This is a genomic window from Sphingomonas sp. (assembly GCF_036731925.1).
In the GTDB taxonomy this organism is placed as follows: Bacteria; Pseudomonadota; Alphaproteobacteria; order Sphingomonadales; family Sphingomonadaceae; genus Sphingomonas.
Genome location: NZ_DAINDJ010000002.1, coordinates 1358288 through 1379353, shown reverse-complemented (window position 1 = coordinate 1379353; position 21066 = coordinate 1358288). Strand labels below are relative to the sequence as shown.

21 protein-coding genes are annotated in these 21066 nt (G+C 68.2%); 9 read left to right on the top strand and 12 right to left on the bottom strand.

What is annotated here, in order from left to right; all coding sequences use genetic code 11:
- Position 1 precedes the first annotated feature (1 nt).
- Genes V7E00_RS16075 through hemC form a run of 3 tightly spaced genes read right to left on the bottom strand, consistent with a single transcriptional unit; the run spans position 2 to position 2498 of the window.
- Entirely contained in the window at positions 2-901 is a 900-nt protein-coding gene (locus V7E00_RS16075; protein ID WP_333573613.1) for a hypothetical protein, read from the bottom strand.
- A 32-nt stretch (positions 902-933) separates the two neighbouring features.
- A complete protein-coding gene (locus V7E00_RS16070; RefSeq protein WP_333573612.1) occupies positions 934-1596 on the bottom strand; it encodes a uroporphyrinogen-III synthase in 663 nt (220 codons plus the stop codon).
- Positions 1593-2498, bottom strand: coding sequence for a hydroxymethylbilane synthase (hemC, locus tag V7E00_RS16065; protein ID WP_333573611.1), 906 nt, complete (start codon positions 2496-2498; stop codon positions 1593-1595). The genes V7E00_RS16070 and hemC overlap by 4 nt, the downstream gene beginning before the upstream one ends.
- Positions 2499-2821: 323 nt before the next feature.
- Here hemC and tsaD point away from each other — a divergent pair, with 323 nt between their 5' ends.
- On the top strand, positions 2822-3847 hold the full coding sequence (gene tsaD, locus V7E00_RS16060) for a tRNA (adenosine(37)-N6)-threonylcarbamoyltransferase complex transferase subunit TsaD (RefSeq protein ID WP_333573610.1): 1026 nt from the start codon (positions 2822-2824) through the stop codon (positions 3845-3847).
- Entirely contained in the window at positions 3844-4821 is a 978-nt protein-coding gene (locus V7E00_RS16055) for an NAD(P)H-dependent glycerol-3-phosphate dehydrogenase (RefSeq protein WP_333573609.1), read from the top strand. The genes tsaD and V7E00_RS16055 overlap by 4 nt, the downstream gene beginning before the upstream one ends.
- Positions 4822-4954: 133 nt before the next feature.
- Here the strand turns inward: V7E00_RS16055 and V7E00_RS16050 are convergent, their stop codons facing one another.
- The gene (locus V7E00_RS16050) at positions 4955-5356 is read right to left on the bottom strand and encodes a DUF1489 family protein (protein ID WP_333573608.1); all 402 of its coding nucleotides are present in this window, start codon (positions 5354-5356) and stop codon (positions 4955-4957) included.
- A 36-nt stretch (positions 5357-5392) separates the two neighbouring features.
- Complete coding sequence (gene mgtE / locus V7E00_RS16045; RefSeq protein WP_333573607.1) at positions 5393-6796, bottom strand: magnesium transporter; 1404 nt, start codon at positions 6794-6796, stop codon at positions 5393-5395.
- A gap of 116 nt (positions 6797-6912) precedes the next feature.
- On the opposite strand from mgtE, the gene V7E00_RS16040 reads away from it, so the two are divergent.
- From V7E00_RS16040 to V7E00_RS16020, 5 genes are all read left to right on the top strand, one after another.
- A complete protein-coding gene (locus V7E00_RS16040) occupies positions 6913-7368 on the top strand; it encodes a peptidylprolyl isomerase (RefSeq protein ID WP_333573606.1) in 456 nt (151 codons plus the stop codon).
- 401 nt (positions 7369-7769) lie between these two features.
- Positions 7770-8969 (top strand): ADP-forming succinate--CoA ligase subunit beta, encoded by a 1200-nt coding sequence (sucC, locus tag V7E00_RS16035; protein WP_333573605.1) that lies wholly within the window; start codon positions 7770-7772, stop codon positions 8967-8969.
- A complete protein-coding gene (locus tag V7E00_RS16030) occupies positions 8966-9439 on the top strand; it encodes a GFA family protein (protein ID WP_333573604.1) in 474 nt (157 codons plus the stop codon). Before sucC ends, V7E00_RS16030 begins: the two co-directional genes overlap by 4 nt.
- Before the next feature lie 60 nt (positions 9440-9499).
- Positions 9500-10249, top strand: coding sequence for an electron transfer flavoprotein subunit beta/FixA family protein (locus V7E00_RS16025; protein WP_333573603.1), 750 nt, complete (start codon positions 9500-9502; stop codon positions 10247-10249).
- Positions 10249-11178, top strand: a complete 930-nt coding sequence (locus tag V7E00_RS16020; protein WP_333573602.1) for an electron transfer flavoprotein subunit alpha/FixB family protein — start codon at positions 10249-10251, stop codon at positions 11176-11178. The genes V7E00_RS16025 and V7E00_RS16020 overlap by 1 nt, the downstream gene beginning before the upstream one ends.
- Before the next feature lie 191 nt (positions 11179-11369).
- On the opposite strand, the gene V7E00_RS16015 is transcribed toward V7E00_RS16020, so the two are convergent.
- From V7E00_RS16015 to V7E00_RS16005, 3 genes are all read right to left on the bottom strand, one after another.
- A complete protein-coding gene (locus tag V7E00_RS16015) occupies positions 11370-11933 on the bottom strand; it encodes a fasciclin domain-containing protein (protein ID WP_443019205.1) in 564 nt (187 codons plus the stop codon).
- Between the two features lie 84 nt (positions 11934-12017).
- Positions 12018-12713, bottom strand: a complete 696-nt coding sequence (locus V7E00_RS16010) for an anti-sigma factor (protein ID WP_333573601.1) — start codon at positions 12711-12713, stop codon at positions 12018-12020.
- Positions 12706-13281, bottom strand: coding sequence for a sigma-70 family RNA polymerase sigma factor (locus tag V7E00_RS16005; RefSeq protein WP_333573600.1), 576 nt, complete (start codon positions 13279-13281; stop codon positions 12706-12708). Before V7E00_RS16005 ends, V7E00_RS16010 begins: the two co-directional genes overlap by 8 nt.
- A gap of 114 nt (positions 13282-13395) precedes the next feature.
- On the opposite strand from V7E00_RS16005, the gene V7E00_RS16000 reads away from it, so the two are divergent.
- On the top strand, positions 13396-14463 hold the full coding sequence (locus tag V7E00_RS16000; protein ID WP_333573599.1) for an AI-2E family transporter: 1068 nt from the start codon (positions 13396-13398) through the stop codon (positions 14461-14463).
- A 78-nt stretch (positions 14464-14541) separates the two neighbouring features.
- Positions 14542-15723, top strand: coding sequence for an MFS transporter (locus V7E00_RS15995; protein WP_443019204.1), 1182 nt, complete (start codon positions 14542-14544; stop codon positions 15721-15723).
- Here the strand turns inward: V7E00_RS15995 and nhaA are convergent.
- Genes nhaA through V7E00_RS15975 form a run of 4 tightly spaced genes read right to left on the bottom strand, consistent with a single transcriptional unit; the run spans position 15624 to position 20700 of the window.
- Positions 15624-16886 carry a Na+/H+ antiporter NhaA gene (gene nhaA, locus V7E00_RS15990; protein WP_333573598.1) on the bottom strand — a complete coding sequence of 421 codons (1263 nt, stop codon included), beginning with the start codon at positions 16884-16886 and terminating at the stop codon, positions 15624-15626. The genes V7E00_RS15995 and nhaA overlap by 100 nt on opposite strands.
- A gap of 45 nt (positions 16887-16931) precedes the next feature.
- Entirely contained in the window at positions 16932-18527 is a 1596-nt protein-coding gene (locus tag V7E00_RS15985; protein WP_333573597.1) for a lysine--tRNA ligase, read from the bottom strand.
- 41 nt (positions 18528-18568) lie between these two features.
- Positions 18569-20425, bottom strand: a complete 1857-nt coding sequence (gene feoB, locus V7E00_RS15980; protein ID WP_333573596.1) for a ferrous iron transporter B — start codon at positions 20423-20425, stop codon at positions 18569-18571.
- A complete protein-coding gene (locus V7E00_RS15975) occupies positions 20422-20700 on the bottom strand; it encodes a FeoA family protein (protein WP_333573595.1) in 279 nt (92 codons plus the stop codon). The genes feoB and V7E00_RS15975 overlap by 4 nt, the downstream gene beginning before the upstream one ends.
- Positions 20701-21066 lie beyond the last annotated feature (366 nt).

Genomic DNA, 21066 nt, shown 5'->3' with positions numbered 1-21066 from the left:
TTCAGTCGTTCCTCGGTGTCTCCGGTGCCGGGGCGGGGGCGGGTGCCGGCGCCACGACCGGGGGTTTGGGCGGCGTTGCAGCGGCCGCCTTCTCTATTTCGTCCAGCGCCTTGCGCGCGTTCACATAGCGCGAGGCGGCGCTGGTCCAGCCCTCCGCTATCGATGCGCCGGGCATGTGCATCACTTCGGCGATCGCAGTCTCGACATTGCCGGCGGCCAGTGCGCTGCGGGCGCGGCGCAGCCGCTCGGCCGGACGCGGGCTCGGCATGCCGGCCTGGTGCAGCACGAACAGATCGCCGACAAAACTGCGGAAACGTACCCAGATGCTGTCATCCGGCCCGGTGCCGAGCCGCGGCGCGATCGTGTCGAGCGCAATGCGCAGGTCCTCCAGCGTCAGCGGATCGGCCGCCGCAGTAACGATCGCCGCCACCGCCTGCGGATGCGCCCCGCCGAACCGGCCGCGCAATTGCTGCTCCAGGCTGCCCAGCGGCTGGCCGCGCTCGACCGCGCGGCGCACCGCCGCAGCGACCATCAACCGTTCGGCCTGGGTGGAATATTGCGCCGCATTGCGCGCGCTCTCGTCGGCCTGGCGCAGCTCCAGCTCCAGCGCGTCGAGCCGCGCCGCCAGCGCGCTTTCGCGGGCGTCCAGCGTTGCCATGTCGGTGGCGGGGGGCAGGACCGGCGGCGGCATCTTCAGCGGCTGCGCGGCTGGCGTGGGCGCGGGGGCGGGCTTGCTCGCGGGGCTGGCCGGCGTGGTGGTCGCCAGATGCGGGCCCGCCAGCTCGATCGCGCCCGCCGTCAGCGCGACGCCGGCAAGGAAGCCAAGCCCAACGGGGATCATACGGTTGCGGCGCGGACTCAGGGTTCGGACCGGCTCGGGCGCCAGGGGCTCGTCGCTCATGGGCGCCCTTTTCGCCGCCTGCGCCCCGCGGGTCAATCGGAGAGCGCGACGGCGGTGTCGATCAGCGCTTCGGTTTCCGGACGCGCGGCGATCGCAACGGCTCGCCAGCCGGTGCCCGCGCCCGCCGCGGCGGCCTCGGACAGCGCGGCGAGCAGCAAGGCGCCGCGATCGGGCACGATCTCCGCCAGCCGGCTGCCCGCCCGTGCGGACTGGATCAGCGCGACAGCGCCGTCCAGCTTCGCGATATCCGCCGGGGCGATCGGCAGCGCCTCGCTGGCATAGACGGGGAGGACCCTGGCGACGATGCCGCCGGCCTTCAGCGTATGCTCCCGCCCCGCCAGATGCAGCGCGCGGCGCACGCCTGCCTCCTGCGCCGCTTCGACCAGCGCCGCGGCACCAGCGTCGCCTACGGCCACCACGTCGAAATGCGCGCGGCGCGCGGCCGAGGCAGTGGCTTCGCCGACCGCATAAACCGGGAGGCTGCGCAAGCCGCCCAGCGCGTCTCCAGCCAGGCGGACGGCATTGGCGCTCGTCAGGATCAGCGCATCGAACGACGCCGGATCAGGAACCGGCCATACAAGCGGCCGCGTCTCGAACAACGGCAGGCGCAGCGCGGTGCGCCCCCTCCCCTCGACGGCAGCGGCGGTGATGCGGTTGCCGGGCTCGGGCCGCAGCACCGCGATTCTGCGGCTCATCCGGCGAACAACATGCGCACGGCCTCCGGCGCACGGTCCAGCAGATCGCGGGCAAGCGTCGCCGGCAGCATCGGATCCTCGGGCGCGCCCTCGATCATGCCATGGACATGCGCACTGCCGTCGGCGGCGTAGAGTTCGGCCTCGATGGTGAGGATCGCGCCCTCGATCGTGGCGAGCGCAGCAACGGGCGAATGGCAATCGGCCATCAGCGCCGCCAGGAAGGCGCGCTCGGCCAGCACGCAGGCCCGCGTCCTGGGATGGTCGATCGCCGCGAGCAGCCCGAGGACTCGCGTATCGCCGCTCCGCGCCTCAATGCCCACTGCACCTTGCGCGGGGGCCGGAAGGAGGATGTTGGTCGGCTGGATATGGCCGACATCGAAGCGCCCGAGCCGCTCGAGCCCTGCCGATGCCAGCAGCGTCGCATCCGCCTCGCCTGCCGCCAGCTTGGCGAGCCGCGTGTCCACATTGCCGCGGAACAGCACGGTGGAAACGTCCGGCCGGTGCCGCTTCACCTGCGCGGCGCGGCGCGGCGAGGCGGTGCCGATCACTGCGCCCGGCTTCAGCGCGGCGAGCGACTCGGCGCCGACCAGCCGATCGCGCACATCCGCGCGCGGCAGCATGGCGGCGATGGTGATCGCCTCGGGCCTGACGGTCTCGACGTCCTTCATCGAGTGCACCGCGCAGTCGATCTCGCCTTCCAGCAGCGCGCGATCCAGTTCCTTGGTCCACAGCGCCTTGCCGCCGATCTCGGCCAGGGGGCGATCCTGTACCTTGTCGCCCGTCGTGCGGACGACGACGATCTCGCCCTCAATGCCGTGCGCGGCCTTCAGCGCGTCGCGAACCATATGGGCCTGGGTAAGGGCGAGCGGCGAACCGCGCGTGCCGATGCGAAGTGCAGTCATGGGCGCGGTGCTAGGGTTGGCGCGGCACGAGAGCAATGGGGGTGTTGCCGGAGGCGCTGGCTCGATTCTCGGTTCACGCGGAGGCGCGAAGACGCGGAGAAGAGATCGCGCGCAGAGGCGCAGAGCGCGCATAGGGTTGGTCGCTCGGTTTGCCTGCGGGAGATATGCACAGAAGCGTTGGTCGGCTACGCCCTCTTTCTTCCCTTCTCTTGCGTCCTCTGCGCCGCTGCGCGAACAAAAATGCTCCGCGTGCGCCGCGCCTCCGCGTGAACCAAAATGCCCCCACCTCTAGACCGCAGACGCAAGCGGCTTAGATGGGACGCATGGCACTCATCCTCGGACTTGAATCGAGCTGCGACGAAACCGCGGCGGCCCTGGTGACAAGCGACGGCACGATCCGTGCCCACAAGCTGGCGCGGCAGGAAGAGGCGCACCGGCCCTATGGCGGCGTCGTTCCGGAAATCGCGGCGCGCGCGCATGTGGAGATGCTGGGGCCGCTGGTCGAAGCGGCGCTGGAGGAAGCGGGCGTGACGCTGGCCGATGTTGATGCGATCGCCGCCACGGCAGGCCCCGGCCTGATCGGCGGCGTGATGGTAGGCCTTGTCACCGGCAAGGCGCTGGCGCTGGCGGCGAACAAGCCGCTGGTAGCGGTGAATCACCTCGAGGGCCATGCGCTCTCGCCCCGGCTTGGCGATCGCAGCCTGGCATTTCCCTATCTGCTGCTGCTCGTCTCGGGCGGGCACTGCCAGCTGCTGCTGGTCGAGGGCGTCGGCCGCTATAGCCGGCTCGCGACGACGATCGACGACGCTGCGGGCGAGGCGTTCGACAAGACCGCCAAGCTGCTCGGCCTCGGCTTTCCCGGCGGCCCGGCGGTGGAGAAGGCGGCCGCGCGCGGCAACCCCAAGGCTGTGCCGCTGCCGCGCCCGCTGGTCGGATCGGGCGAGCCGCATTTCTCCTTCGCGGGCCTCAAGAGCGCTGTCGCGCGCGCAGTGAACGACTATAGCGCCGAGGACCTCGCCGCCTCGTTCCAGCAGGCGGTGGTCGACTGCCTGGTCGATCGCACCCGTCTGGCGCTCGCCGTCACCCGGCCGACGGCGCTGGTTGTCGCGGGTGGTGTCGCGGCCAACACCGCGGTGCGAACGGCGTTGGAGGCATTGGCCACCGCACACGACCTGCCCTTCGTCGCGCCGCCGCTCTGGCTGTGTACCGACAATGCGGCGATGATCGCCTGGGCCGGCGCCGAGCGCTTCGCCCAAGGCCTCACCGATCCGCTCGATTTTCCGGCACGGCCGCGCTGGCCGCTCGATCCCGATGCGGAGAAGGTGCGCGGTGCAGGAGTGAAGGCATGAAGATCGGCGTCATCGGCGGTGGTGCCTGGGGCACCGCCCTCGCCCAGGTGGCGGCACGCGGCGACGCGCCGGTACTGCTCTGGGCACGCGAGCCCGAGGTGGTGGAGAGCATCAACGCGGTCCACGAAAACCGTCAGTTCCTCGCCGGCGTGGCGCTCTCCCCTGGCATCCGCGCGACAGGCAGCCTGGGCGATCTCGCCGGCTGCGACGCGCTGCTGGTGGTGGCCCCCGCGCAGCATGTCCGCGCAGTGCTGGCGGAGGTCGCGGTCGGCACCACGCCGCTGGTGCTGTGCGCCAAGGGCATCGAGGCGGGTACCCGGCTGCTGGTGGGTGAAGTGGCGCGCAGCGTTGCGCCGCACGCGCCGATCGCGGTGCTGTCCGGCCCTACCTTCGCCCACGAAGTCGCAGCGGGGAAGCCGACGGCGGTGACGCTGGCCTGCGAGGATGCCGATCTGCGCACCCGGCTGACGGAACGGCTCGGCGCCCCCGCCTTCCGCCCCTATGCCTCGGCCGACGTGATCGGTGCGGAGATCGGGGGCGCGGTGAAGAATGTGCTCGCCATCGCCTGCGGGGTCGTGGAAGGCGCGGGTCTCGGGCTCAACGCGCGCGCGGCGCTGATCGCGCGGGGCTTTGCCGAGATGACCCGATTCGGCCTCGCCCGCGGCGCGCAGGCGGAGACGCTGACCGGGCTGTCGGGGCTGGGCGACCTGGTCCTCACCTGCTCGTCGACCAATTCGCGCAACTTCTCGCTGGGCGTGGGGCTGGGCCAGGGCCGCAGCGCCGCCGAACTGCTGTCCGACCGCAAGACCGTGGCCGAAGGCGCCTTCACCGCACCCGTGCTGCGCGAGGCGGCGGCGGAAGCCGGCGTGGAAATGCCGGTGACGCTGGCGGTGAACGCGCTGCTCGAAGGCGCGCCGGTGGCCCAGGTGATCGACGCGCTGCTCAGCCGTCCGCTGCGGGCGGAGGCGGTTTGAGTAGTACCTAAGCCCCTCCCCTTCCGGGGGGGGGTGGGGTGGGGCAGTGTCTCACCGAGACCAACAACTGGTCTGGAATCCCTCCACCCCCAAGCCCCTCCTCCAAGGAGGAGGGGCTTAAGAAGAAACGCGGTTACAGCAGCCCCAGCCCCGCCAGCTCGCCCATCAGCGACGGCGGCAGTTCGTCTGCCCCGCCTTCCAGATCGCCGAGATCCGGCGGCGCATCGGCAGCTTCCAGATAGCGCCAGCCCTGATGCGCCCGTTTCGGCCGCGCCTGGACCAGCACCAGCTTCGGCTCGAGCAGGATCGCCGTGCGCCCGCCCTCCGCCTCGCCGAAGCTGAGGATCGGCGAGCGACCGACCAGCTGGTGCTTGAGGATCCAGAACAGCGAACCGCCGTCGATCTCTTCGTGCCGCTTGGGCAGATAGCGCGTGGTCAGGGCGACGCCGCCCAAGGCAGCGCGCGCCTCGAGCCGGCTCCGAAGGAAATCGACGCTGTCGCAGGCAAAGGCGACCTTGGTGAGATGGAGTGGCACGCCGCCGATTTGGGCAATCCCTGCCCCGCGATCAAGTCAGCTGCCAAGGCCTACCAATGTCGCCAGACCCAGGAAGGAGAAGAATCCCATCACGTCGGTCATCATCGTGACGAACACGGCGGAGGATACCGCCGGATCGACGCGCAGGCGGTCCAGTGTCACCGGGATCAGCACCCCCGACAATCCCGCGATCACGTTGTTGATCACCATTGCCGCCGCGATCACGACTGCGAGCCAGGGAATGCCATAGACCAGCATCGTCCCGGCCCCGATCGCCAACCCGAGCGACGCGCCATTGGCGGCGGCGATACGCAGCTCGCGCCAGATCATCCGCAAGGTATTCGATTCGGTGAGCTGGTTGGTAGCGATTGCCCGGACCACCACCGCCAGCGTCTGCGTGCCGGCATTGCCGCCCATGCCGGAGACAATCGGCATCAGCACCGCGAGCAGCGCGAACTTGGCGATCTCGCCCTGGAACAGCCCGACCACCGACGCTGCGAACATCGCCGTACCAAGATTGACGAACAGCCAGGTCAGTCGCGTCTTGACCGTCAGGAGCACGGGCTCGTTGATGTCGCCCTCGCCGGCGCCGGACAGACGAAGGATGTCCTCGCCCGCTTCCTGCGAGATGATGTGGACGATGTCGTCCACCGTGATCATGCCGACCAGCCGGCCGCTGAGATCCACCACGGCGGCCGAGATCAGCGCGTATTTCTGGAAGCGCAGCGCCACTTCCTCCTGGTCCATGTCGACCGGGATCAGCGTCTGCTCGCGCTTCATCACGTCGCTGATGGTGATGCCGCGCGGGGTGCGCAGGATCCAGGAAAGCTCGCAGGTGCCGATCGGCTTGTGCGAGGGATCGACGACGAAGATTTCCCAGAAATCGGTGGTCAGCTCGTCATTGCCGCGTAGATAATCGAGCACGTCGCCGACGGTCCAATGCTCGGGCACCGCGATCAGCTCGCGCTGCATCAGGCGGCCGGCGGACTCCTCGGGATAGGACAGCGCCTCCTCGATCGCGGCGCGATCGTCGGGGTCGAGCGCGCGGAGCACTTCGCGCTGGTCCTCGACGTCCATGTCCTCGATGATCGCGACGGCGTCGTCGGTATCGAGTTCGGCGGCAATATCGGCGACCTGGTGCGGCTCGAGCGCATCGACCAGCGCCTCGCGCACCCAGTCGTTCATTTCGGCGAGCACGTCGCCGTCGATCAGGTCGGAAATGGCGGTGACCACGTCGGCGCGGCGCTCGGACGGCACCAGCTCGATCAGGTCGGCGATGTCGGCGGGGTGGAGCGGCGCGACCAGCACATGGGCGGCCTCGGCATCGCCCTCGTCCACCGCATCGAGCACTGCGCTGACGAATTCGGGCTTGAGCCGATCGTCCTCGTCGAGCTGGCTCTCGGGCGCGGCGGCCTCTTCGTGCAGTTCGGTCTCGCTCACCGTCCGACCTCCCGTGCTGCGGCCTCGTCGGGGGTCGCTGCCACCCTCAGCCCGGATTTGCAAGTCGGCAGCGCACCGCTTAGGGCATCGCTGCAGTTTTAGAGAAGAGGTGCCCCATGGCCGATCCCACTACGCTCGTACTCACGCTCGACACCGGCGACGTCCGCATCCGCCTGCGCCCCGACCTCGCGCCGAACCATGTCGCGCGCATCGCCGGCCTCGCCGATGAAGGCTTCTACGACGGCGTGATCTTCCACCGCGTGATCGACGGCTTCATGGCGCAGGGCGGCGATCCCTCGGGCACCGGCATGGGCGGTTCGGACAAGCCGGACCTCGCGCAGGAGTTCTCCAAGGAGCGCCATGCGCGCGGCGTCTGCTCGATGGCGCGCACGATGAATCCGAACAGCGCCAACTCGCAGTTCTTCATCTGCCTCGATGATGCGAGCTTCCTCGACGGCCAGTATACCGTCTGGGGCGAAGTCGTCGAAGGCATGGAGCATGTCGACGCGCTGCCCAAGGGCGAGCCGCCCGCGAACCCCGGCAAGATCGTCAAGGCCCGCACCGAGGCTTGATGCGTGTGTCCCTCCCGCTTCGCTGAGGCGGGAGGGCTGGCGCGGCGGTCGGGCGATGAGGCTCGCGGGGGATTGCGCCGCCACCCTCACTACCCCCTGTCATCCCCGCGAAGGCGGGGATCCATTGACGCTGATGCCGCGGTTCTTCCCCCCAGCGCCCTGGCAAATGGATTCCCGCCTTCGCGGGAATGACGATGGTGTGAGGAGGGCGAGTACCCCCTCCCCGCTTCACGAGATGGTAAGCCCGCGGGGCCTATGGCTGCGCCCTCCATCCGGATGACGCGTCATGTTGCAATCCATTCGCAATCGCAATAATCCCTAAAAGGGTGGATTTCGCGCGCGCGCTGTGCTTAGGCGGGCGCGATCCTTTCCCCGTTCCCTTGAAAAGGCGGACTGCTCCCATGAACATCCACGAATATCAGGCCAAGGAACTGCTCGCGAAGTTCGGCGTGCCCGTGCCGGCCGGCTTTGCCGCGATGAGCGTCGAGGAGGCCGTCGAAGCCTCGAAGAAGCTGCCTGGGCCGCTCTATGTCGTGAAGGCGCAGATCCATGCCGGCGGCCGCGGCAAGGGCAAGTTCAAGGAACTGCCGGCCGAAGCCAAGGGCGGCGTCCGCCTCGCCAAGACCGAGGACGAAGTCCGCCACGCCGCGACCGAGATGCTCGGCAACACCCTCGTGACGATCCAGACCGGCGCTGCCGGCAAGCAGGTCAACCGCCTGTACGTCACCGACGGCGTCGACATCGCCAAGGAATTCTACCTCGCGCTGCTGGTCGATCGCGCCACCGGCCGCGTTGCCTTCGTCGTCTCGACCGAAGGCGGCATGGACATCGAAACCGTCGCGCATGACACGCCGGAGAAGATCCACACCTTCGACGTCGATCCCGCGACCGGCTTCATGCCGCACCACGGCCGCGCCGTCGCCAAGGCGCTCGGCCTCGAGGGCGATCTCGCCAAGCAGGCGCAGAGCCTCGCCGGCAAGGTGTACAACACCTTCCTCGGCACCGATGCCTCGCAGATCGAGATCAACCCGCTCGCCGTCACCGACGATGGCAAGCTGATGGTGCTCGACGCCAAGGTCGGCTTCGATTCGAACGCGATGTACCGTCACAAGGACCTGATGGAACTGCGCGACGAGACCGAAGAGGATCCGATGGAGCTCGAGGCGTCGAAGTACGACCTCGCCTACATCAAGCTCGACGGCGACATCGGCTGCATGGTCAACGGCGCCGGCCTGGCGATGGCGACGATGGACATCATCAAGCTGAACGGCATGTTCCCGGCCAACTTCCTCGACGTCGGCGGCGGCGCGAACAAGGAGAAGGTCACCGCGGCGTTCAAGATCATCCTGAGCGATCCGGCGGTGAAGGGCATTCTGGTCAACATCTTCGGCGGCATCATGCGCTGCGACATCATCGCAGAGGGCATCGTCGCGGCTGCCAAGGAAGTGAACCTCTCGGTGCCGCTGGTCGTCCGCCTCGAGGGCACCAACGTGCAGCAGGGCAAGGACATCCTGGCCAATTCGGGCCTGCCGATCGTCGCCGCCAACGATCTGGGCGATGCCGCCCAGAAGATCGTGGCGGAGGTGAAGAACGCGGCGTGAGCGATGCGGCCGCCTCGACTGTGAAGACGGTCGAAGGCGGCTGCCGCTGCGGCCGCGTGCGGTTCCGGGTGACGGGCAATGCGCTCGTCACCATGGCCTGCCACTGCACCGGCTGCCAGCGCATGACCGCCAGCGCCTATTCGCTGAGCGGCCTCTACCCGGCGGAAGCCTTTGCCGTGATCGAAGGCGAGCCTGTGATCGGCGGCCTGCACGGCGCCACCCGGCATTTTCACTGCGATCATTGCAAGAGCTGGCTGTTCACCCGGCCCGAGGGTCTCGACGCCTTCGTGAACATCCGCACGACGATGCTCGACGCGCCGATGTCCGCCCCGCCCTTCCTCGAGACCTATACCGAGGAAGCGCTCCCCTGGGCCGCGACTGGCGCTTCGTACAGCTACCCAAAATTTCCGCCCCCGGAATCCTTCGGCACGCTGATGCAGGCGTACGCCGAATCGCTTGCGAGCGGTTGACGTTCGCGTAAACGTAACCCAATTGTCCGGGGACAACCCTGGCAGACAGGAAGGATGCGAATGAAGGTCCTGGTACCGGTCAAGCGCGTGCTTGACTATAACGTGAAGCCCCGCGTGAAGGCGGACGGGACGGGCGTCGATCTGGCGAACGTCAAGATGAGCATGAACCCCTTCGACGAGATCGCGATCGAGGAAGCGGTGCGGCTGAAGGAGAAGGGCGCGGCGACCGAGATCGTCGTCGTCACGATCGGCGTCGCCAAGGCGGAAACCGACGTGCTGCTCACCGCGCGCGCCATGGGCGCCGATCGCGGCATCCTGATCCAGACCGACGACGAGGTCGAGCCGCTGGCCGTCGCCAAGCTGCTCGCCAAGGTCGCCGAAGAGGAACAGCCCGGGCTGATCATCCTCGGCAAGCAGGCGATCGACGACGACTCGAACCAGACCGGCCAGATGCTCGCCGCGCTGCTCGGCTGGGCGCAGGGAACCTTCGCCTCCAAGGTCGAGATCGCCGGCGACCGCGTGCACGTGACTCGCGAGATCGACGGCGGCCTGGAGACGGTGGACCTCAAGCTGCCAGCGATCGTCACCACCGACCTTCGCCTCAACGAGCCGCGCTACGCCACGCTGCCGAACATCATGAAGGCCAAGAGCAAGCCGGTCGCGAAGAAGACGGTCGCCGACTACGGCATCGACGTCACCCCGCGCCTCAAGACGCTCAAGGTCGTCGAGCCGTCCAAGCGCCAGGCGGGCATCAAGGTGGGTTCGGTCGACGAGCTGGTCGAGAAGCTCAAGGGCATGGGAGTCGCGTGATGAAGACACTGGTTTGGGTCGAACACGACCATCAGAGCGTCAAGGACGCGACGCTCTCTACCGTCACCGCGGCGGCAAAGCTGGGTGAAGTGCACCTGCTCGTCGCGGGCAAGGGCGTCTCGGCGGTGGCCGAGGCCGCGGCGCAGATCGCAGGCGTGGGCAAGGTCCATGTCGCCGACGACGCGGCCTACGAGCATTTCCTCGCCGAGAATGTCGCGCCGCTGGTCGTCCAGCTGATGGACAGCCATGACGCGGTGCTTTTCCCGGCGACCACCACCGGCAAGAACGTGGCGCCGCGCGTCGCCGCCGCGCTCGACGTGATGCAGATCTCGGACATCCTCTCGGTCGAGGGTGCCGACACCTTCACGCGGCCTATCTATGCCGGCAACGCGATCGCCACGGTGCAGACCAGCGACAAGAAGCTGGTGATCACCGTGCGCGGCACCGCGTTCGACAAGGCGGCGGCAACCGGCGGCAGCGGCACGGTGGAAGCCGTCGCGGCCGCGGGCGACAAGGGTCTTTCGACCTTTGCCGGCTCGGAGATCGCGACGTCGGAGCGTCCGGAACTGACCAGCGCCAAGATCATCGTCTCGGGCGGCCGCGCGCTCGGCTCGCAGGAGCAGTTCCACGCGCTGATCGATCCGCTCGCCGACAAGCTGGGTGCCGCGGTCGGCGCCAGCCGCGCGGCGGTGGACGCAGGCTATGCGCCCAACGACTATCAGGTCGGCCAGACCGGCAAGATCGTAGCACCCATGGTCTATGTCGCGGTCGGCATCTCGGGCGCTATCCAGCACCTGGCCGGCATGAAGGACTCGAAGACGATCGTCGCGATCAACAAGGACGAGGACGCCCCCATCTTCCAGGTGGCGGACATCGGCCTGGTCGGCGATCTGTTCACGCTGGTGCCGGAGCTGACGGAAAAGCTCTGAGCTGATCGGTAGAAACAAGAAAGGGCGGCCCACCGATGCGGCGGGGCCGCCCTTTTCTTTTGCGGCACCTGCTGCTCAGGGAGAGGACAGGGCTTGGCTTCATCCTCTTAAGCAGAAAGCCCGCCGGCAAGGAGGGTCGCCGGCGGGCCGGGCCTCGCCCAAGGGGGGAGCGTGCGAGGCCCTCGACAGCGTCAGGGCATGAGGACGCTGTCGATCACGTGGATCACGCCGTTCGACTGGTTCACGTCGGCGATGGTGATCTTGGCCTTGCCGCCCTTGGCATCCTGAATCATCCAGCCGCCGCTCGGGCCCTTCATGATCGTGATCGGCTCACCCTGGACGGTGGTGAGCGTCGCCTTGCCGCCATGCGCCTTGGCATCGGCAGCGATCTGCGCGGCGCTCAGCTTGCCCGCGACGACATGATAGGTGAGGATCTTGGTCAGCGTCGCCTTGTTCTCGGGCTTCACCAGCGTGTCGACCGTTCCGGCGGGGAGCTTGGCGAAGGCGGCGTCGGTCGGCGCGAAAACGGTGAATGGGCCGGGGCCCGACAGCGTCTCCACCAGGCCGGCGGCCTTCACGGCGGCGACCAGCGTGGTGTGATCCTTCGAATTCACCGCATTCTCGACGATGTTCTTGGTCGGGTACATCGCGGCGCCGCCAACCATCGGATAATTCTGCACGGCGGCGACGGCTCCCGTGGCGAGCAGGGCGGCCCCCATGATGCCGGTGAGCGAGGCGAGACGGGTCTTGCGCATCTTCTAGCTTCCTCTTGCTACACACCTCTCTGGCGGAGGTGCGACGGAGCTACGGGGCAGCCAGCACCCCGGATGCAGCGATCTTCAAAGAATCGTGATTTTTCCGGCGGCGACCGGCGGGCCGCTCGGGCCGGCGTGCGGCGCGGTGGCGGCTTCTTCCATCGTCACGGCAAGCGTCGCCCCCTCCGCCATCAACGCGCGGTGCGCCGGCGCTACCGCCATGTCGCGGCCGCCCCGCGTCGCGACGAGACCCAATGAAACCGGCTTGCCGCCTGCCGGGATCACCCAGAGCTCGGGCGCGCGGGCGCTGGCCGGCATGCTTTCCGTGCGGACGTGGAGCATGCCCTGGCCGGCATCGTAGCGGGCGGCGAAGACCGCCCCTTCGGTGCCGGTGATCTGCGCCACCACCACCGGCTGCGGCGGCAGCACCACGGGCTGCGGCACCGGGCGCAGCAGCAGGATCGCAAGCAGCACCGCCGCGGCAGCGCTGGCGGCGATCGCGGTGGCCCGCCAGCGCCGCAGCGCCACCACGGTGCCCTGGTCCGCGGCCGGCAGCCGCGCCGCGATCCGCTGCCACAGTCCGGCGGCGACCGGTACATCGGCACCGCTCAGCGCAAGCGGCGCCAGATCCAGCACCCAGCGCTCCACGGACGCCGCAAATACAGGGTCCGCCAGTTGCCGACGTCGAGCGGCCGCAAGGTCGTCGCCTTCCAGCAGCCCCAGCGCCAGCTCGGCCGCCAGTGCGACGTCTTCCTCGTCGCGGCGCAGCGGATCAGCCATCGCCGAGGCACCCCCGCAATTGCAGCAGCCCGCGCCGGATCCAGCTCTTCATCGTGCCAAGCGGCACGGCCGCGGACTGGGCAAGTTCGGAATAGGTGCGTCCCTGGAAGAACGCCGCGCGGATTGCGCCCTGCGGCTTCTCGTCCAGCGCCTCGAGGCAGTCGAAAATCCGCGCCTGGGTCTCACCCGCCTCCAGCAGTGCTTCGGCCGAGGGGCGGCCATCGGCCAGCGCGAGCGCGGCCTCGACCGGCGCGGTCTCGCCCAGCCCGCGTGCACGGCGCCAGTCGATCGCAGTGTTGCGGGCGATCGTGCACAGCCAGGTGATCGGGCTGGCGCGCGACGCATCGAATCGCCCTGCCCTGTCCCACACCTTCAGATACACTTCCTGCATCACGTCCTCTGCAGCCTCGCGGTCCTGGCAGATACGCAGGCAGACGCCCATCAGCTTCGCCGCCGTCAGATCATAGACGATTTTGAGTGCGGCGCGGTTGCCGCCGGCCACGTCGGCAAGCGCCTGAACCAGCCGGGCACGCGCGCCGTCGCCGGCTGAAGGAGTGGGAGCAACCACGCGCCAAGGTGTAGCCGCAAATCCGGCAGGAGCAACCCGGCACCCGCAACGCTGGACGAGAGGGCAGCCGGGCCGCTACCCCGCGGCCGGGCAGCAACAGGCAAGGAACGCGCCGTGGGTGGAAATTGGGTTCGTACGATGGCGCTGCCGGTGGTCGTGGTCGGCCTCGCGATCCTCTGCCTGCGCGTCTTCCTCCCCTTTCTCGACGAGATCCTGTGGAGCATCGTCGGCACGATCCTCTTCCAGCCGGTGCAGCGCTGGTATCTGACCCGCCACCCGGACCAGCCGAACCGGGCCGCGCTGGTCGCGTTGACGGCGATGTCGCTGACCCTGTTGCTGCCGATGGCCTTGCTGACGATCGTCGCGATCGACCAGATCTCCAGCTTCTCGCAGAGCGTCGCCAGCGGCAGATTCAACCCCGCCGCGGCCCTTGGCGGGCTCTTCGCGCACCTGCCCGACAGCGTCCGCGGCCTGCTCGCCCGCGCCGGCATGGGCGACCTCGCCGCTATCCAGGCGAAGCTGGTCGCCGGGCTGGGGCGCGGCATCCCCGCCGTCGCCAACCAGGCGCTGGCCTTTGGGGGCGGCATGTTGAACCTGCTGCTGTCGGTGACGGTGATCCTCTATCTCGGCTTTTTCTTCCTGCGCGATGGCGAGAAGCTGGTCCGGCGCTTCGGGGTGCTGGCCCCGATCGACGCAGGCTATCAGACGCTGATCGCTTCCACCTTCGTCACGGTTGTCCGCGCGACGGTGAAAGGCGGCATCCTCGTCGCGCTGGCGCAGGGCGCGGTCGGCGCGGTCGTGCTGGCGGTGCTGGGCGTGCAGAGTTGGCTGCTGCTCGGCATCGTGATGGCGGTGGCGGCGCTGCTGCCCGCCGTAGGGACCGGCCTGGTGTGGGTACCGGTGGCGCTCTACCTGCTGGCCACCGGGCAGGTGGTGCAAGGCGTCGCACTGGTCGTCTGCGGCCTGTTCGTGATCGGCATGGTCGACAACATCCTGCGCCCCATCCTGATCGGATCGGAAACCAAGATGCCGGACTTCATCGTGCTGCTTTCCACGCTGGGGGGCATCGAGGCATTCGGCTTTGGCGGGCTGCTGGTCGGCCCGCTGGTTGCGGCACTGGCGCAGGCGGTGTTCACCCGCCTGCTGGATCGGCCGGAGCCCGGCCCACCTCCAACCCCTTGATTGTGCTTGCGCGCGGCGCAGCGACGGTTGCAGCGAAGCGGTGTTGACGCTGCACTGCAGCAAACCCATCTGCCCGCGGTGCACGCTCCCCACCCCCGCTCCGCCGCCCGCTCGCCCGGGCTGGTCCATTTCGCGCTCGCCATGGGCGGCTTCGCGATCGGCACCACCGAATTCGCGACGATGAGCCTGGTGCCCTATTTCTCCGCGGGGCTGGGGATCGACGAACCCACCGCCGGCCATGTGATCAGCGCCTATGCGCTGGGCGTGGTGGTCGGCGCGCCGCTCCTAGCGGTGGCGGCGGCGAAATGGTCGCGCCGGGCCCTGCTGATCGCGCTGATGGCCAGCTTCGCGCTGTTCAACGGGCTGAGCGCGCTGGCGCCGACCTATCACTGGATGCTGCTCTTCCGCTTCCTCAGCGGGCTGCCCCATGGCGCCTATTTCGGCATCGCCGCCCTCGTGGCCGCTTCGCTGGTGCCGTATGACCAGCGCTCGCAGGCGGTGGGTCGGGTCATGCTCGGGCTGGCTGTGTCCACGGTGCTGGGCGTGCCGGCGGCCAACTGGCTGGGGCAGGCGGTCGGCTGGCGCTGGGGCTTCGCAGTGGTGGCGGCGCTGGCGCTGCTCACGGTCGCGCTCGTGGTCTGGCTGGCGCCGAAGGACCGGCCGGAACAGGGCGCGAGCCCGCTGCGGGAGCTCAGCGCGCTGGCGAACGGGCAGGTCTGGCTGACGCTCGGCGTGAGCGCGATCGGCTTTGGTGGCCTGTTCTGCGTCTATACCTATGTCGCATCCACGCTGATGCACGTCACGGGCACGCCGCCATGGGCGGTGCCGCTGGTACTGGCGATCTTCGGCCTGGGGATGATCGCCGGCAACATCGTCGTGCCGCGCTTTGCCGACCGTGCGCTGATGCCCACCGGCGCCGCCCTGCTGATCGCAAGCGCCGTCGCGCTCGCGCTTTATCCGCTTGCGGCGCATTCGCTGGTCTGGATCGCGCTCGACGTGTTCGCGATCGGCTTTGCCGGTGCGCTGGGGCCCGTACTGCAGACCCGGCTGATGGACGTGGCGGGCGACGCACAGGCGCTGGCCGCCGCGCTCAACCACTCCGCGTTCAACACCGCCAATGCGCTCGGCCCCTGGCTGGGCGGCCTGGCGATTGCCGCCGGTTACGGCTGGACGTCGACCGGCTGGGTCGGCGCGCTGCTGGCGCTGGGCGGGCTGGCGATCTTGGGGCTGGCGGTGCTCGCCGACCGCAGGACCGCGTAACCCGCCACCGCGGACAAGATCGAGCCGAGCAGCACGCCGATCTTCACTTCGTCGACCAGCAATTCGTTGCCTGGAAAGGCGAGGCCGCCGATGAACAGGCTCATCGTGAAGCCGATTCCGGCGAGCAGCGAAACGCCGTAGATCTGCCGCCAGCCGGCATTGCCCGGGCGCTTGGCAATGCCGGTCTTCACCGCCAGCCAGATGCTGCCGAAGATGCCGAGCTGCTTGCCCAGGAAGAGCCCGGCGGCGATGCCAAGCGGCAGCGGCTCGAGCAAAATCGCGGGCGACATGCCGCCCAGCGACACGCCTGCATTGGCGAAGCCGAACAGCGGCACGATCAGGAACGCCGACCAGGGGTGCAGGGCATGTTCCAGCCGGTGGAGCGGCGAGTCCACAGCGTCGGGTGCGGCGGGCGACTTGACGAGCGGGATCGTCATGGCGGCGGCCACGCCGGCGATCGTGGCATGCACGCCCGACTGGAACACCAGGACCCACAGCACCGCCGCAAGCGCCAGGTAGACGGCGAGATTGCGTACGCCGAGCCGGTTGCAGGCGATCATCACGCCCAGCACCACCGCTGCACCGCCCAGTGCCACCAGATCGATATGCGCGGTGTAGGCGACTGCGATGATCGCCACCGCGCCCATGTCGTCGACGATCGCCACCGTCGTGAGGAACAGCTTGAGCGCGGCCGGTGCACGGCTGCCAAGGATCGCCAGCACCCCGATCGCGAAGGCGATGTCGGTTGCTGCGGGAATGGCCCAGCCGCTGGTCACGCCGGGCGTGCGGCCGGCGATCAGCAGATAGACGAGCGCGGGAATCGCCATGCCGGCGGCGGCGGCGATCACCGGCAGGCGGCGGCGGTCCCAGCTCGCCAGCCGGCCGTCGATGAACTCGCGCTTGATCTCCAGCCCCACGAGCAGGAAGAACACGGCCATCAGCCCGTCGTTGATCCACAGATGCACGGTCATCGGCCCGTGCAACGGCGCGATCACCGGTCCGGTCTCCAGATGCAGCGTGTGGAAATAGGTCTCGGAGATGCCGGGCAGGTTCGCCGCGAGCATTGCCAGGGCGGCGGCGGCGATCAGGAAGATGCCGCCGGCCGCCTCGCCGTGAAGGAAATCCCGCGCCGCAGAGCGGACCGTTCGAATGCGGCGTTTCATGGTGGATTTCCTCTCTTGTTCGTGACCGGGGAAGTGCCTTCCCCCTTACGCCGCGCGGGCCAGCGCCTCGGCGATCAGCTTGCGGCTGTTCGCGATGCCGTACAGCGCGATGAAGCTGCCCATGCGCGGCCCCTGCTCCGATCCCAGCAGCGTCTCGTACAGCGCCTTGAACCAGTCGCGCAGGTTCTCGAAGCCGCCCGTCTTGCCGATCTCGTACACCTGGTCCTGGATCGCCTCGGCCGTCGCATCGGCCGGCAGCGCCGCGAGTTCGGTGTCGAGCCGCTTCAAGGCATCGATCTCCACGCCTACCGGCGCGCGCTTGTTGAGCGTCGGAGCGACGAAATCGCGGGCATAGGCAAGCGCATAGCCGATCAGACGGTCGAGCGCCGGATAGGTTTCGGGATTCGCGTCCGGGACATAATTCGTAAGATAGCCCCAGACCTGTTCCTTGCTCGCCTCGCCCATCACGCCGACCAGGTTGAGCAGCAGCCCGAGGGTGACCGGCAGGGTCTCAGCCGGCGGCTCGCCATTGTGGATGTGGTGGACCGGGTTGCCGAGCTTCTGTTCGATCGGCTGGCCGGCATAATTGCCGCGGAACTGCCAATATTCGTCGATCGCGCGCGGGATCACGCCCAGGTGCAGCTGCTTGGCCTTTTTCGGCTCGCGATAGGCGTAGAAGGCGATGCTCTCCTCGGGGCCATAGGTCAGCCATTGCTCCAGGCTGAGGCCGTTGCCCTTGGACTTGGAGATCTTCTCGCCCTTCTCGTCGAGGAACATCTCGTAGTTGAAGCCCTCGGGCGGGCGGCCGCCGAGGACACGGGCGATCTTGCCCGACTGAGTAACCGAATCGATCAGGTCCTTGCCGGCCATCTCGTAGTCGACGTCGAGCGCGACCCAGCGCATCGCCCAGTCGACCTTCCACTGGAGCTTGGCCTTGCCGCCGAGCACCGATTGAACGATCCGCTCGCCCTCATCCTCGAAGGCGATCAGGCCGGCTTCGGCATCGACGACCTCGACCGGCACCTGCAGCACGATGCCCGACTTGGGGCTGATCGGCAGGACGGGCGAGTAGGTCGCCTGGCGCTCGGCGCGGAGCGTCGGCAGCATCACGTTCATGATACCCTGATAGTGGCGCAGCACGCCCTTCAGCGCCGCGTCGAAGCGGCCGCCGGTGTAATAGTCGGTGGACGAGGCGAACTCGTATTCGAAGCCGAACTGGTCGAGGAATTCGCGCAGCCGCGCATTGTTGTGGTGAGCGAAGCTTTCGAACTTCTCGAACGGATCCGGCACCTGGGTCAGCGGCTTGCCGAGATGTTCGCGCAGCATGTCCTGGTTGGGCACATTGTCCGGCACCTTGCGCAGGCCGTCCATGTCGTCGCTGAACGCGATCAGGCGGGTGGGCACGTCGCACAGGCTTTCGAAGGCACGGCGGACCATGGTGGTGCGCAGCACTTCGTTGAACGTGCCGATATGCGGCAGTCCCGAGGGACCATAGCCGGTCTCGAACAGCACATGGCCTTTCTCCGGCGCGCCACCGCTTGCGATCTGCGGGTAGCGTTTGAGCAGCTTGCGCGCCTCTTCATAGGGCCAGGCCTTGGAGACGAGCGCAGCAGCGCGGAGTTCGGGAGTGACGTTGCTCATGGTCCCCTGCCTCTGCCGTTTTCGCGCCCGCGATGCAATTGCTAGAGGCCGAGTCCCACCGCGCTCCAATAGGTGATCCCCGCCGCGACATAGGCGAGCGCGAACAGATAGCCGATCATGAAGGCCGGCCACTTCCACCCATTGGTCTCGCGCCGCGTCACCGCGATGGTCGAGATGCACTGGGGCGCGAAGACGAACCACATCAGGAAGGCGAGCGCGCTCGGCAGGCTCCAATGCTTCTGGAGCTGCTCGCGGATCGATTCCTCGCCCGACGCGTCATCGGGATTGTCGACCGCATAGACCGTGCCGATCGCCGCCACCGCCACTTCGCGCGCGGCCATTGCCGGGATCAGCGCCAGCGCCATGTCCCGGTTGAAGCCGATCGGGGCCACGATGGTCTGCAGGCCGGTGCCGATGCGGCCGGCGATCGAATAATCCACCTTGGAGACGGTGCTGCCCTCGGGCGGCTTGGGGAAGCTGAGCAGCGCCCAAAGCACCACCGTGGTGTAGAGAATGATCGTGCCGGCGCGCTTGAGGAAGATCAGCGCACGCTGCCAGAGCCCGAGCAGCACGTCGCGCACGCTCGGCCACTGGTACTTTGGCATCTCCATCATGAAGCCCGATGTCGCGCCCTTTGTCACCGTGTGCCGCAGCACCAGCGCGACGCAGAAGGCGCCGATGATGCCGAGGATGTAGAGCGCGAACAGCACCAGCCCCTGCAGCCCCACGCCCGGCAGCACCGCGCGATCGGGGATCAGCGCGCCGATGATGATGGTATAGACCGGCAGGCGGGCCGAACAGGTCATCAGCGGCGCGATCAGGATGGTGGTCAGTCGGTCCTTCTCGTCCGAGATCGTGCGCGTCGCCATGATCCCGGGCACCGCGCAGGCGAAGCTGGAAAGCAGCGGAATGAACGCGCGGCCCGAAAGCCCCACGCTCGCCATCACCCGGTCCATCAGGAAGGCGGCGCGAACCATGTACCCGGTCGCCTCCAGCACCAGGATGAAGGCGAACAGAATCAGGATCTGCGGCAGGAACACCACCACCGCGCCCACGCCCGCGATCACGCCGTCGACGATCAGCGAGCGGAACACGCCATCCGGCAGCGCGGTGCCCACCTCGGCGCCGAGCCACTTCATCCCGTCTTCGATCCAGCCGATCGGCACCTGGGACCAGGCGAACACCGCCTGGAACATCAGGAACATCGTACCGAGGAGGATCAGCGGCCCGGCGACCGGATGGAGGAACAGCGCGTCAAGCCGGTGCGTCCAGCGCCGCGCCGCGGTTTCGGATACGGTAACGGCAGTAGCGATCTGGCGCGCGCGACGCTGGAGCAGGACAATGTCGTGCTGCACGCCGGGCGAGGGGCGCACCTTGGTGACGCCCTTCACCATCTCGCCCAAGCGCTCCTTCAGCGCATCGAGCCCGCGACGGCGCACCGCCACGGTCGACACGACAGGCACGCCCAGTTCCCGCTCCAGCGCTTCCGGATCGAGCTTGAGGCCGTCGCGTTCGGCAAGGTCGACCATGTTGAGCGCCACCACGATCGGCAGTCCGAGTGCGATCAGCTGCAGCGTAAAGCGAAGATGGTTGTCGAGATTGGAGGCATCGACCACCGTCAGGATCGCATCGGGCAGCCGTTCACCCTGCTGGCGGCCGATCAGCACGTCGCGGGTCACCTGCTCGTCGGGGCTGCCGGGATCAAGGCTGTAGGCGCCTGGCAGGTCGATCAGCTCGATCGGACGGCCATCGGGCAAGGCCATGCGGCCCGAATGGCGCTCGACGGTGACGCCGGGATAATTGCCGACCTTCTGCCGCGCGCCGGTCAGCGCATTGAACAGCGCGCTCTTGCCGGCATTGGGATTGCCGACCAGCGCAACCAATGGCGTGGTGTTCATGCGTGCTGGGCCAGCGGCGTCACATGAATCGCGGCGGCGACATGGCGGCGGAGCGCCACGGTCATGCGGCCGATCCGGCAGGCAAGCGGCCCGCCGAAGAAACCGGAGCGATGGAGCAGTTCCACCTCCACGCCCTCGTCCAGTCCCAATTCACGCAGGCGTCGCGCCTCGGGCTCGGCTAACCGATCCCAATCGACTCCGGCCACAGTACCGGGGGCATGACGATGCAGCTGGGCAAGGCGAACAGGCACGGGAATCGCAGCGGTGGCGTTCATGCTGCGAGTGATTATCAATTACTTGCCGCCATGGCTAGGTCCAAAACGCCATGGATGTGCGCGGCAGGCGGGCGACGCCGCGCATTTATCGGCATCGGCCCGCTCCCTCACCCGGTCACCCATCGGCACTATTCTATGGGTGGCCGGGTGCGGGAGCGGGCCGGTACCGCCTTGAAATTCGCTCTTTCGCGAATTTCCAAACGGGCGCTTATTGGTAGCCGCCTTCTTCCTCGCGCTCCTCGGCGGCTTCGGCCTGTGCTTCTTCCATGGCCTCGGCTTCGTCGTCCTGCGGCTTCTGCTGTTCGGGATCGTGGATCATGCTGGCTCTCCTCGGGTTGCCCGGGGTCAACGAAGCGACGCGCCAAA